10 protein-coding genes and 2 tRNA genes are annotated in these 12,533 nt (G+C 67.9%); 7 read left to right on the top strand and 5 right to left on the bottom strand.

From position 1 onward, the window contains the following. The first annotated feature begins 657 nt into the window (after window positions 1–657). The 3 genes from ACIQWX_RS30430 to ACIQWX_RS30420 all read left to right on the top strand — a co-directional run bounded on the left by ACIQWX_RS30430 (window position 658) and on the right by ACIQWX_RS30420 (window position 3,943). Window positions 658–2,865, top strand: a complete 2,208-nt coding sequence (locus ACIQWX_RS30430) for a glycoside hydrolase domain-containing protein (RefSeq protein WP_400878175.1) — start codon at window positions 658–660, stop codon at window positions 2,863–2,865. Window positions 2,866–3,154: 289 nt separating this feature from the next. After that, window positions 3,155–3,550 (top strand): hypothetical protein, encoded by a 396-nt coding sequence (locus ACIQWX_RS30425; RefSeq protein WP_400878173.1) that lies wholly within the window; start codon window positions 3,155–3,157, stop codon window positions 3,548–3,550. A 57-nt stretch (window positions 3,551–3,607) separates the two neighbouring features. Further along, on the top strand, window positions 3,608–3,943 hold the full coding sequence (locus tag ACIQWX_RS30420) for a hypothetical protein (RefSeq protein WP_400878170.1): 336 nt from the start codon (window positions 3,608–3,610) through the stop codon (window positions 3,941–3,943). A 643-nt stretch (window positions 3,944–4,586) separates the two neighbouring features. Here the strand turns inward: ACIQWX_RS30420 and ACIQWX_RS30415 are convergent. Then, window positions 4,587–5,234, bottom strand: a complete 648-nt coding sequence (locus ACIQWX_RS30415; protein WP_400878167.1) for a response regulator transcription factor — start codon at window positions 5,232–5,234, stop codon at window positions 4,587–4,589. After that, entirely contained in the window at window positions 5,222–7,237 is a 2,016-nt protein-coding gene (locus ACIQWX_RS30410; RefSeq protein WP_400878163.1) for a sensor histidine kinase, read from the bottom strand. The genes ACIQWX_RS30415 and ACIQWX_RS30410 overlap by 13 nt, the downstream gene beginning before the upstream one ends. Before the next feature lie 134 nt (window positions 7,238–7,371). On the opposite strand from ACIQWX_RS30410, the gene ACIQWX_RS30405 reads away from it, so the two are divergent. The 3 genes from ACIQWX_RS30405 to ACIQWX_RS30395 all read left to right on the top strand — a co-directional run bounded on the left by ACIQWX_RS30405 (window position 7,372) and on the right by ACIQWX_RS30395 (window position 8,942). After that, window positions 7,372–8,037, top strand: coding sequence for a hypothetical protein (locus tag ACIQWX_RS30405; protein WP_400878160.1), 666 nt, complete (start codon window positions 7,372–7,374; stop codon window positions 8,035–8,037). Continuing rightward, window positions 8,030–8,584, top strand: a complete 555-nt coding sequence (locus ACIQWX_RS30400; RefSeq protein ID WP_400878158.1) for a YceI family protein — start codon at window positions 8,030–8,032, stop codon at window positions 8,582–8,584. The genes ACIQWX_RS30405 and ACIQWX_RS30400 overlap by 8 nt, the downstream gene beginning before the upstream one ends. Window positions 8,585–8,687: 103 nt before the next feature. Next, window positions 8,688–8,942 carry a hypothetical protein gene (locus ACIQWX_RS30395; protein ID WP_400878155.1) on the top strand — a complete coding sequence of 85 codons (255 nt, stop codon included), beginning with the start codon at window positions 8,688–8,690 and terminating at the stop codon, window positions 8,940–8,942. Between the two features lie 515 nt (window positions 8,943–9,457). Here ACIQWX_RS30395 and ACIQWX_RS30390 read toward each other — a convergent pair. Continuing rightward, window positions 9,458–9,530: transfer RNA gene (locus tag ACIQWX_RS30390), tRNA-Lys, on the bottom strand. Window positions 9,531–9,696: 166 nt separating this feature from the next. Here ACIQWX_RS30390 and ACIQWX_RS30385 point away from each other — a divergent pair. Then, on the top strand, window positions 9,697–10,881 hold the full coding sequence (locus tag ACIQWX_RS30385; RefSeq protein WP_400878153.1) for an Ig-like domain-containing protein: 1,185 nt from the start codon (window positions 9,697–9,699) through the stop codon (window positions 10,879–10,881). On the opposite strand, the gene proP is transcribed toward ACIQWX_RS30385, so the two are convergent. Beyond that, window positions 10,878–12,302: a glycine betaine/L-proline transporter ProP gene (gene proP, locus ACIQWX_RS30380; protein ID WP_400878151.1), complete on the bottom strand. Its 1,425-nt coding sequence runs from the start codon at window positions 12,300–12,302 to the stop codon at window positions 10,878–10,880. The two genes, ACIQWX_RS30385 and proP, sit on opposite strands and share 4 nt — an antisense overlap. A 96-nt stretch (window positions 12,303–12,398) precedes the next feature. Then, window positions 12,399–12,474, bottom strand: a tRNA-His gene (locus tag ACIQWX_RS30375). Window positions 12,475–12,533: the final 59 nt, after the last annotated feature.

Raw genomic sequence — 12,533 nt, 5'->3', positions numbered from 1 at the left:
CGCCGGGCCGGAACCGATCGAGGTCGCCAGAGCCGTGGCGGCCGACCACGTCGTTAGCCGCTCAGGATTCCGGTCGCCACGGCTTCGGGCGCGGTGTTCAGCGGCGTCGGGCGGGGCGAAGAGGCGGCTCAGGGCCTGGCTTGCTCAAGACCTTGCTCTGCCGTTGGCCCCGCACTACTGCGACGCCGACCCGTGGCGAAGGCGACCTGGCTGTCAATGCCTCGGCCGCATCCGCGATCGGCCGGGCCGCTGGGGCAGTGCGCTGCTTTCGGTCGCGCCGGGATGCCAACCAGGCGCCCTCGGCCGGCGGTGCGCAAGAGTCCGGCCGTTCCGATATGGCGATGGTGCGCACCGGCGAGCGCAGGGGAGTTCGACTACTCGGCTCGACATGATCGAGCCGGACCGGCGGAGGAAACTCGGCTTAAGCAGACATACGACACGTAACAGTCATCGTGCTAATGAGGGCCTGGTGATGACACCGGGACCGATTCAGCCGAATGCACCTACCCCGCATGCGTAGTTGACCATAGATTGAGGAGTGCGGGTGCGACGGGAGGGCGCGCCCTTCTGACGCGGTCCCCATCAGGCGCATCCGGCGAATCGCATCGATGCTGATCGCCGCTTCCTTGCGCGCCCATGAAATGCCGAGGAACAACTATGGTCGACGAAGCCGTAATCAGGGCACAGCAGTTCGTAAACTCCTACACGGTGTCGGGCATCCCGCGCCTTGAAGAAAATGGGAAAACGAGCTGGTCGGTGATGTACGCGCTCACTCGAATTCTCCAGTACGAACTCGGGATAGCAACGCTCTCCGACAACTTCGGCCCGACGACGATGTCCACCCTTCAGGCCAAGTACCCCGTCATCAACGCAGCTACCAACCACGTCAACCTCTATCGGGTGATCCAATCCGGCCTGTACTGCAAGGGCTACGACGGTGGCGACATCGACGGAACCTACAACTCCCGGGTTTCCGCTGCGGTCCTCAAGGCGAAGCAGAACATGGGTGTAGCCGCCGTCTACTCCGTCGACGGAGTAACCCCAAAGGTCCTGAAGGCGTTGCTCAATATGGATGCCTACGTCGTCACGTCCGGCGGCAACGAGCAAACCAGGTCGGCGCAGCAGTGGCTGAATTCCAGATACATCAGACGAAGAGACTTTTCCATCATACCCTGTGACGGGAACTTCTCTCGTGACGTGCAGAAAGCGCTCGTGTACGCGATCCAATACGAACTGGGGATGTCCGACGACGTTGCCACCGGAGCACTCGGCCCGATGACCGAGAACGGCCTCCGCGGTCACGTGCTCACCGTCGGCTCGACCGGTACATGGGTCAATCTGTTCAGTTCTGCGTTGATCTTCAACAAGCGCCCCAACATAGCTTTCTCGTCGACGTTCACGTCGGAGATCTCAGCCGCGGTATCGGCGTTCCAGAACTTCGTCAAGCTGCCGGCCACGGGCAACGGCGACTTCCCGACCTGGGCCTCGTTGCTTGTCTCCCATGGTGACACCAGCCGCCGCGGGACCGCCTGCGACACCGTGACGAGGATCACCGACGAGAAGGCCCTCGCGTTGTTCAACGCGGGCTACCGAACAGTGGGTCGTTATCTTTCCAACGTTCCCGGATCGACGCTGGACAAAGCGATCCACGAGGGGGAGCTCGCGCTGATGGCCCGGTACGGGCTCTCCGCCTTCCCGATCTACCAGACCTACGGCGGCGAGGCCTCGTACTTCAACCGTTCACAAGGGGTCGCGGACGCCTTGGCGGCTTTGGAACGAGCACGGCACTTCGGGTTCCAGGGCGGCACGAGGATCTACTTCGGCGTCGACTTCGACGCACTCGACTTCCAGATCACGGACAATGTCCTTCCGCACTTCACCGGAATTCGCGACACGTTCGCGAGGTACGGCGCCGTCTACGGCTACACCGTCGGTGTCTACGGCCCGCGGAACGTCTGCAGCAGGGTCGGGGCGGCAGGGTTGAGCTCCGCGAGCTTCGTGTCGGACATGTCGAGCGGATACTCGGGAAACCTGGGTTACACGATGCCGGCCGATTGGGCCTTCGACCAGTTCGTCACGGTTACCGCGGGGACAGGCGACGGGGCAGTGGAGATCGACAGTGACATCGCGTCCGGGCGAGATACGGGGCAGAACAGGTACGACCCCGGCGGGTCGGACGCCGAACTGGACGTCTCGTTCGACAGGAGCATGCGGGATGCGCTGCTCGCTGACGTCCAAGCCTATTTCGAAGGCCTCGGCGTGCCCGAGTCCGGGGGCTCGGGCGCCCAGGCTTTCACTGTGTGGACGACAACTCAGTCGTTGGACCAGGTTCTCAACATCGACTGGCTCGCCACCCGCCTCGCCCGGCAGTTCGGGATCCGCAAAGCGATGATCCAGTGCCCCTTGCTGTGGGAGCTTCGCGCGCTCCGCACCGACGACGCGGTCGCCGACGACCTCGTCATCGACCACTACTCCGGCACCGGCCTCAGCTCGAGCACGGACAGCAGTACGGGACCGGGCCAGATCTTCGCAGCGACCGCGATCAGAGCTCAGAACTTCTGCATCGGTCGCAATCTGATCTCGGGCACGTTTCTGGATCCGGCGAACGAGGCCGACCTTTGGCAAGTGTGGCAGCAGCTCCACAACGACGATGTATTCAACGTGAGCACGATCCCACTGGTCCTCATGCACGCAGCAAGTCTCATCAGCGTCCCGCTGCCGGGGCTGCACACCTCCGAGGAGGACACACGGCAGATCATGGCCCGCTACAACGGCACCGCGCCGAGCGCCCAAGGCTACGGGACGGTCATGCTCGGCCTGTACAGGATCTACGAAAAGTACTACGCGCCGCAGCGCGCCCTCTGAACCTTCCCGAAGTCAACCCGAGGACGAGATGAACCCATCAGCGAGACAACTGCGCCGTCGCCTGGTCATCGGCGCGACCATCGCGACCGTGTCGACGGCCGTATGGGCGCCCATCGCCGCCGCGACTCCCGGTGTACCGGCGCCACCAGGCAAAAGGTCCGCCACGGCAGATCCCACCGAGCTCAGCGCCAACGGCTGGCCCGTCGAACCGAGGGCCGACTCCGGCGGCGCGATCTGGACCAGGCCCCTACCCGGCACGTCACTTGAGTTCGCCGTGCGCCTAGGCAGCGTGGCAGCCATCCTGACCCATGTCGTCCGGCGCTACCACTACGAGATCGACAACCTGATCGCTGGCGAGGTGATCGGTCACCACCCGGTCGCCTCCATCCCCACAGGGCCTGAAAGCAACTACTCCTCCGGGACAGCGGTGGCAATCCGACCCGGGTGGTTCCCGCCCGCCGCGGCCGACGGCCACACCGCTCACCAGAGGCTACTCATCGCTGATATCGTGTCCGAACTTTCCGGCGTGGTCCGCTGGGGCGGTACCTTCGACCGCGCGTGGGAATCGCATTTCCAGATCGACGTGGGTCCCAACGACCCAAGGCTCGACGCCATCGCATCCCGGATCAACACGTGGCGAGACCATCCCGACCAAGGCGCTGGCGCACTGGCGAAGGGAAGCTGACCGCAGCCCGCGAGAGAGCCGTCCGACGCCGGTTCGGCCACCGGTAGGCTATCGATCGTGCGAGACGACGGCGCCCGGAGCGTAGGTGTGGCGAGAGCGGTGGTCATGACATCGGGTCTCGTCCTGATCGCTCTGGGGGTCGTCGCCTCGGGCGCGCTTCTTCTCTTCTTCGCGCTGGCGCACGGCGGTCGCGACTGGGCCGGTTCCGAGGCAACGTTCACGATGTTCATCGGGGGTGCAGGGTGGACCCTGCTTGCCGGCGGGCTCGCGGTGTGCGTGTCGCGGCGAACCCGTGGTCGCACGACTTGGCTCGCCGGGTTGTCCTGTATCGCACTCGGCTCGATTCCTGCTGCCATCGTGGCGGTGGACCTTCTCTTCCTGCTCCCGCATTGATCAGGTCGATCAGCCGGTGACGGCTTCGGGTGCCTGCTGCTCGCTCGACGACCTCGTCCGCAAGGTTGCGATGGGTCCACGGCAGCACCAGGACGACCATGACCAGCATCGCGATCGGCGCGTGATCGATGAACGGCTGGACGAGGAACGTAGATCGTCGCTCCGATATCGGCCACGACGAAGACCAGCGCCCGCGCGACACCTGCGTGACGCGCACCGACGAGGAGTTTCGGACCGGTCGAACCCCATCGGCATGCGCGCCATCAGGAAGAAGCTCAGCTGTTGCCGGCTGGGCCGACAAAGCACTACTAGCCGTCAGTAGAGGGCAGGTCATATTCGGGGCTGCGTACACCAACTGACAAAGGCCGTAACCCGCTCGCTGATGTCCATGCGAAATTCCGTTCGGCGCATCTCGATGAGCCGTGAACGCGCGGCGCCTACGGCGGGCTCACCGATAACATCGCTTCCATGCGGGTCACCGCGACAGTGTTGGCTCTGCCGTCCCGCCAACGGACCAGTTGAGGTTCCCGACACTGGGCGCGGCCCGCGGGTGCGGTCTGCGCCCGCGAACCTTCTCGACCGTGGGCACCGGTTGTCGGGGAGCGGAGACCGATGCGTTTCGGCGGCGCAGACGAAGTGGCTGTCAGCCGGATCGCAGCCAGGCGAGGACGGCGAGGACCCGGCGGTTGTCGTCCGGGGTCGGCGACAAGCCTAGTTTGGTGAAGATCGCGTTGACATGGGTTTCGACGGTCTTGCGGCCGAGGTGGAGGTGCTCGGCGAGGGCGGCGTTGCTGCGCCCTTCGGCCATCAGCCCGAGGACGTCGCGTTCACGAGCGGTGAGGCTGGAGAGCGGATCGCTGCCGGAGGTCACGGTCAGCAGGGCGGCGACGACGTCGGGGTCGAGGACCGAACCGCCGCGGGCGACGCGCCGCAGAGCGTCGACGAACTCGTCCACGTCGGTCACCCGGTCCTTGAGCAGGTAGCCGATTCCGGCACCCCCGTCGCGGAAGAGGTCGAGTGCGCGTCCGGCGTGCACCCATTGGGACAACAGGAGAATCCCGAGCGCCGGGTGCGTGCGACGCAGGGAGACCGCGGCTTGGAGCCCTTCGTCGGTGTGGGTGGGCGGCATGCGGATGTCGACCACCGCGATGTCGGGGGCTCCGGTTCCGACGGCCTCGAGCAGCGCCTCGGCGGTGCCCACGGTGCCGGTCACCGTGAATCCTTCGGAGCGGAGCAGGTGCGCGATGCCTTCGCGCAGGAGCACGTTGTCGTCCGCGATCACGATGCGCATGGCAGCTCCGCGACCAGCTGGGTGCCGCTGCCCGGTGCACTGACGAGAGTGAGCCGGCCGCCGATGGCGGCGACGCGATCGGCGAGCCCTTGGAGGCCGCCGCCCGGGCTCATCCGGGCGCTGCCGGGGCCGTCGTCGTGGACGCGCAGGACGGCGGTCGCGCCGTCGTGGCGCAGGGTGATGGTCAGGCGTGCGGCGGCAGCGTGCTTGGCGGCGTTCGCCATGCCTTCGCAGGCGACGTACCAGGCGGCGATTTCGACCGCTTGGGGGAGCCGGCCGGACGCGAGGTCGAGAGTCACCGGCATCGGCAGCCGTGCGGCGGCGGTGCGCAACGCGACCGCGAGCCCTTCGTCGGTCAGGACCGGCGGGAGGATGCCCCGGGTGAGCTCGCGCAGCTCGGTCACGGTCTCCCGGAGCTCGGTCACGGCACCGGACAGGACGGCAGCGGCCTGCGCCGAGGTAGGGGACAGCTCCCGTTCGGCGATCCGCAGCCGCAGCGCCAGCGCGACGAGACGCTGCTGTGCACCGTCGTGCAGATCGCGCTCGATGCGCCGCCGGTTGGCGTCCTCGGCCGCGACGATCCGGCTGCGGGACGCCTGAACCTCGGCCAGGCTGACCGCGGCTCGAGCGTGAAGCGCGGCGTTCTCCAGCGGCAGTGCGGCGGCGGACAGCGCCGCGTCCAGCAGCCGCGGCTCGTGCTCGAGCCGGCCGGCCAGGTCGACGTCGGCCACGGCGGCACCGCCCGCGGTGACCAACCGGCGGAGCCGTCCCGGCCGGGGCGGATCCCAGGTCAGGGCCGAGCCGTCCAGCGCGATCGTCCGGTCGCCGTCGAGGTAGGCGACGTCGGCGGTGGGGTCGTCGATGGCGCGCCGGAGCGCACCCACGAGGTCGGCCGGGGTGGTGGTGCCGTCGCGCAGGTCGCGAGCGAAATCGTCGAGTACGCGAACGGCGAGCCAAGTCCGGCGGTCGAACCGGCGGTCCACGACGGCGCGGATGAGCCGCAGCAGGGGCCGGAACGCCGCGGCGACGGCCAGCGTCGCGGCCGCTACCTCGATCGAGGACCCGAAGCTCAGCGTCGACAGCACGGTGCCCAAGCTCACCGAGACGACCGCGTAGAGGACGGTCGACACGACCGTGATCGCGACGTAGGTGATGGTTCGCCCGACCAGGCGGTCGACGTCGAACAGGCGGTGGCGCCGCATCGCCAGGGTGACGGCGACGAAGAAGGGGGCGGGCGCGATGAGCGCCGTGATGTTCTCGAGCCAGTACGCGCCGACCTGGTGGCTCAGGGCAGTCGCCGCGATCAACAGGGCTGTCAGGCCCAGGCCCCAGACCGCCAGCAGCACTTGGGCGCGCCGGTGGCCGCGTGCACCTCGTAGCCGCACCGCGACGGCCGTGACACCGGCCAGCAGGGACGCGGCGGCGACCACTTCGGACACCGCGATCGCCGCAAGAGCCGGTCCGAGCGATGCCGAAGGGGTCAGCTGCACTGGTCCGAGATCGGTCAGCAACGTGACGTCCGGATGCGGCAGCACCACCGCGGCGACCGCGATCGCGCTGCCGAGCCAGGCCAGCAGGTAGAGGCCGAAGACCGGCCGCCAGCGCGGCGAAGGCAGCCGCCCGTCCGGGAAGAAGAACTGGAACAGCGGCAGGGAACCACCAGCCAGCGCACCGATGACTTCGGCGACGGCGGTGACCTGCGCGACCGCGGGCGTGGCGGTTCCGGCCCGGACTTGGCCGGCCGCCCAGCTGTAACACAGGCTGAACGCGACCAGCAGCACCCCGCCCGCGAGGAAGCCCCAGGCCGCCCTGTTGGCCGGTCTCCGGTCGATGATCACGGCGCCCAGAGCGCAGGCGCCGGAGCCGCTCAGCACACCGACCAAGGACGTCGGGTCCGCCGCGCCGGCCAGAACCGGCCCGAGCACGCCGGACAACGCGAAGAGGCCGCCGGCGGCCCAGCCGGCCGTCCGCAGCAGATCCGCCCGGTCGACGCCTGCGCTCACACCGAAATTGTCGCACCGACTGGAGGAATCGTGACACCGTGCGAACCCGGGGCGCTTTTCTCCGGGAGAACCCGGAGAAAAGCGGTGGGTCCGCACTCATGATTTCCCGCGACCGGCGGCAGAGTATTGTCGCCATGACTGATTCAACGGCCCTTTCGGCTCTCGCCACCACGCACCGTCCGCTCGGCACGCTGACCGGCGCCGCCAGCCTCGTCCTCGGCCCCGCCCTGATCGCGCTGGCCCTGGCCACGCTCCACGAGCCCTGGCTCGGCGACCTGCCGAACCACGACGTCGTCGACCACGAGCACGGCTTGCTGATGCTCTCGTTCAATCTGGCCGCGGCGGCGTTCCCGTTCCTCTTCGGCTCGGTGTTCGCGCTGGCCCTGGCAGCTCGCAGAGCACCCCGGCTCGCTGGTGCCGGGCTGGCGTGCTCGGTGCTCGGCTTGTCCGCGATGTCCGCCAACGCGATGCTGAGCGTCCCGATCGTGCTCATGAACGGCATCGCCGAGCACGCCCCGCTCGACGAGCTCGCCGGCCGCCTGGCCCAGCCGCCCCTGGCCTTTCTCTACCTCTTCCCACTGTTCCTCGTCGGATCGATCCTGCAGGCCGTCGCCCTTCACCGGGCGGGCGCGCTGTCCCGGTGGGCGGCGCTGGCCGTCGCCTTGGGTGGCCTGTTCCCGGCGGCGATGGTTCTGGGGATCGGCTTGCTGGCCCTGCCGATCGCGGCGCTGCGCATCGCCGGCTCGGTCCCGATCATCACCGCAATGCTCCGCACTCGGACGGATTCCTCAGATGCCTGAGCAGCTGATCACCCGTCCGCTTGCGGCTCGCACTGCCACGCCGGACACCGGAACCTGGACGGTCCAGCCGGGACGTACGCGGGCGGCGTTCGCGGTCCGCACCTGCGGACTCAAGGTCGTCCGGGGCGCGATCCCGGTCTGCGGCGGACTGGCGCGCGTCGGCCCGCGCGGCGTCGTCACGCTGATTCGAGCCGACCTTGATCTCAGCGCACTCGACACGGGGAATTCCCGTCGCGACGCCGAGCTACGAAAACCGCACCTGCTGGACAGTGCGGCAGCGTCGTCGATGACGTTCGTTGCCACGGCCATCAGTCGGCAGGCCACGGGCTGGGTCGCTCAGGGGGAGCTGCGGCTGGGCAGTATGTCCTGCCCCTTGGACCTCCTCACCGGTCCCATCCCCGCCGCCTACGGCACGACGGTCCGGGTCCGCGCGACCGGCGTGCTGGACCGGACGCCGCTGGGTATCCGGGCCAGCAGGTTCGTCATCGGCCGCCTTGTCGCGATCACGATCGACGCTTGGCTCGAGCCTCCGGGTCGCCGGCCGTGAACAGGTTCGCTGTTCTGGCTGTTGACCGGCGGCAACGTATAGAAGCTCGAGGCGGCGCACGTGTCTAGCCCAACGCTGGAGCAAGCTCGAGAGGTGGATCTCCATGGGACTGGGCGAATCGACGAAGGTGCTCATCGGGGTCGATGTTGGCGACGGTCTCGCCAGCGGCGCGGTCTGGTCGGTGACCACCGTCGCGGTCGCGATCCTGATCGCGGTCTTCGTCCTCCACCGACACCTTCGTGCCCACCACCTCCGCTCCCGTATCCGGTTCGACCTCCTGCCGACGGCCATGGTCGATCCGTCGCCGCACGTTGTGCTCGGCTTCGTGCGTCAGCTGGTGAGGGTGATCTCTCCTTGATCCGTCGGCCGTCCGGAGGATCCGGACGGTGCCGGTGGTCCGGTGCTCGTGGCTGATCAGCCCGCGCCGGCGACAATGGCTCTGGGACGGCGGTCGATACGTCCTCCTGCACCCTCTCGTTCACCACGAGTTGCCACGGCTGGAATCAGCGCAGGCCGGCCGCGCCGGCGACCAAGCCCGTCACCAGGATGCCCAGAGCCCATGGCCGGGCGAGCCAGGCGCTGTAAGCGGTTACCGACCCCTCACGGCCTTAGCGGCCGGTCAGGTGGGGACACGCCGAGTCTTGCCAGCGCCTTCAGGAAAGCGTCCACGGAGACGACCGGGACTCCGCGTTCGCCGGCTCGCTCGGCCTTGCAGGCCGGAGCGATCCGGAGGAGGGCGTTGCACCCGGCGTGCGCTCTCGGGCTCCCCTCGGGCTCCCGAACGACCACAGTGGACAGAGAGGAAGCGGAAGCAACGTTTCCAGATACCACAAAACCCCAGGCCGATGAAATCGAACCTGGGGTGGTGGAGGGTGCGCCATCAGGGACTCGAACCCCGAACCCGCTGGTTAAGAGCCAGCTGCTCTGCCAATTGAGCTAATGGCGCCGGTGTCTGCCGGAGGTTTCCCTCGGCGACGTGGAAAAGATTAGCACCCGGTTCAGAGGCCGTTCCACGGGGGGTCCCCAACCCGAGTTCGGGCGTTGCCGCACCGTCATCCCGGCTGGTCGGGCACACTGTAGTCGGACATCGACGGCGAAACAGGCAGGTGCGCATGGCGACTTCGGGGGTGTGGCGGCTCGTGGCCGCGGGGGTGATCGGCCTCACGGTGGCCGGCTGCAGCAGTAGCCCTTCGGGTGAACCGCCGGCGCCGACGTCGTCTCAAAGCAAAGCGCCAGTCGTCGTGAAGCCGGCCGCGCTCACGCTCACCCCCGCCAAGGACGCCAAGGACGTCGCGCCCGGGGAGCCCGTCAGCGTTGCCGTTGCCGATGGGAAGGTCGGGGCCGTGACGCTCACCGGGGCCGACGGCAAGGTCGTCGCCGGGAAGGCGCGCCCCGATGGCTCCGGGTGGGACTCCGCCGAGCCGCTCGGCTACAACAAGACCTACAAGCTGACCGCGACCGCCACCGGCACCGACGGGAAGCCGGTGAGCGCCGAGTCGAGCTTCAGCACCGCCAAGCCCGCGCGCCAGCTCGGTGTCTCGGTGAACCTCGACGAGGGCGAGACCGTCGGTGTCGGGATGCCGCTGATCTTCACCTTCACCGGGAACGTCGCCGACAAAGCCGCCGCCGAGAAGGCACTGAAGGTCACCGCCGAGCCGGCCACCGAGGGCGCTTTCCGCTGGTCCGGCGACAAGCAGGTGACCTGGCGGCCGAAGGACTACTGGAAGAGCGGCACCAAGATCAAGGTGGCCGCCGCCGTCTACGGCAAGGCGCTGGGCAAGGGCAGCTACGGCCGTGAAGACAAGACGATCACCGCCGCGGTCGGCGACAAGCTCGTCGCGGTTGCCGACGGCCAGACCCACCAGATGACCGTCACGATCAACGACAAGGAGGTCAAGACCATGCCGACCTCCATGGGCAAGCCCGGCCACACCACCCCGGCCGGCACGTACACCGTCATGAGCGAGCACACCGGCTACACGATGAACTCCGCCACCTACGGCGTGCCGGAGGACTCACCCGGCGGTTACAGCACCTTCGTGCAGTACGCCGTGCGCCTGTCCTACAGCGGCATCTTCTACCACTCCGCGCCGTGGTCGGTGCGGCAGCAGGGCCACAGCAACGTCAGCCACGGCTGCCTCAACCTCTCGACCGAGAACACGAAGTGGCTGATGGACACGTCCAAGAAGGGCGACGTCGTCACCGTCCAGAACAGCGGCGGCCCGAAGCTCGAGCCGACCGACGGCTGGAGCGTCTGGCAGCTGTCCTGGGACGAGTGGCGGACGGCGGCCAACTAACCCGAGTCGCGGACCAGCTTCCGCGCCTCGGCCTCCGTCGCGACGGACGGGCCGGAGCCCCACAGCGGCTGGTTCGCCGTCTCGCGGCTGAAGAACACCGCGACGGCGCCGACCACGCCGGCCGCCATCAGGTACCAGGCCGGCCAGAAGTCGTGCTCGGTCGACGAGATCAGCGCCTGCATCACCAGCGGCGTCGTCCCGCCGAACAGCGACACCGAGATGTTGAACGCGATCGACAGCGCGCCGTAGCGGATCGCCGTCGGGAAGAGCGCCGGCAGGGCCGCGGGCATCGACACCTCGAAGCAGAGCAGCAGCAGGCCGAGGCCCATCAGCCCGAGGAAGGTGAGGACGAGGCCGCCGTCGTGCACCAGCAGCATCAGCGGCCACGAGAAGACGACGAACCCGATGCAGCCGGCCATCATGACCGGCTTGCGGCCGACGTGGTCGGTGATCCGGCCGCCGACCAGGATGATCAGCATCATCACGACCATGACGACGATGATCAGCAGCAGGCCGTGCGTGGCGTCGAGGTGCAGCTGTTCGGACAGGTACGTCGGCATGTACGACAGCAGCATGTAGTCGGTGACGTTGAACACGAGCACCAGGCCGATGCAGATGAGCAGGGCGGGCCAGTACTCGGTGAACATCTTCCAGAACGGCTCGCCGGAGCGACCGCGCTTCTCGGACTCTTCGGCGTGCTTCTGGAACGCGGGCGTCTCCTCGAGCTTGAGCCGCAGGTAGAGACCGATGATCCCGAGCGGCCCGGCGACCAGGAACGGGATGCGCCAGCCCCAGTCGAGCAGCGTTTCGTGCGGCACCCACGCCTTCATCCCGGTGACGACGGACGCGCCGAGCACGTACCCGGACAGCGTCCCGAACTCGAGCCAGGACCCCATGAACCCGCGCCGTTTGTCCGGTGAGTACTCGGCGATGAACGTGGTGGCGCCGCCGTACTCGCCGCCGGTGGAGAAGCCCTGCACCATCCGCGCGACCACGAGCAGGATCGGCGACCAGACGCCGATGCTCGAGTACGACGGGATCAGGCCGATGCAGAGCGTCCCGATGGCCATCATGATCATCGTGACGGCGAGGACCTTCTGGCGGCCGATGCGGTCGCCGAGCGGCCCGAAGACCAGCCCGCCGAGCGGCCGCATGAGGAAGGCGGCGGTGAACGCGCCGAACGTCCCGATCAGCCGGACGCCGGGGGAAACGGTCGGCGGGAAGAACACCTCGGCGATGGTGTCGGCGATGTAGGCGTAGACGCCGAAGTCGAACCATTCCATGGCGTTGCCGAGCGCGGCGGCTCCCACCGCGCGCTTGAGCAGCGACTGGTCGACGACGGTGATGTCCTCGTACCGCAGTTTCTTCTTCCGCCTGAGCTTCGGTCCTGAACGTGCCACCAGAACACGGTGCACCGGCATTCGGCGGCTCGCACGCTGAGCCATCCGGTCGTGAGGGTTGCCACGCACGGCCCAACGCAAAAACCCCAGCTTGGACCGAGGTCCGAACTGGGGTGATGGGGTGAGCGACGGGTTTCGAACCCGCGACCTCCTGGACCACAACCAGGTGCTCTACCAGCTGAGCTACGCCCACCATCGCCGAGGGAATCCGCTTGCGATCACCTCGCTGGAAGTAATCGTAGCGGGTACCTT

The organism is Amycolatopsis sp. NPDC098790, from assembly GCF_044759945.1.
Taxonomy (GTDB): Bacteria; Actinomycetota; Actinomycetes; order Mycobacteriales; family Pseudonocardiaceae; genus Amycolatopsis.
This window is presented reverse-complemented; position numbering and strand designations above follow the sequence as displayed.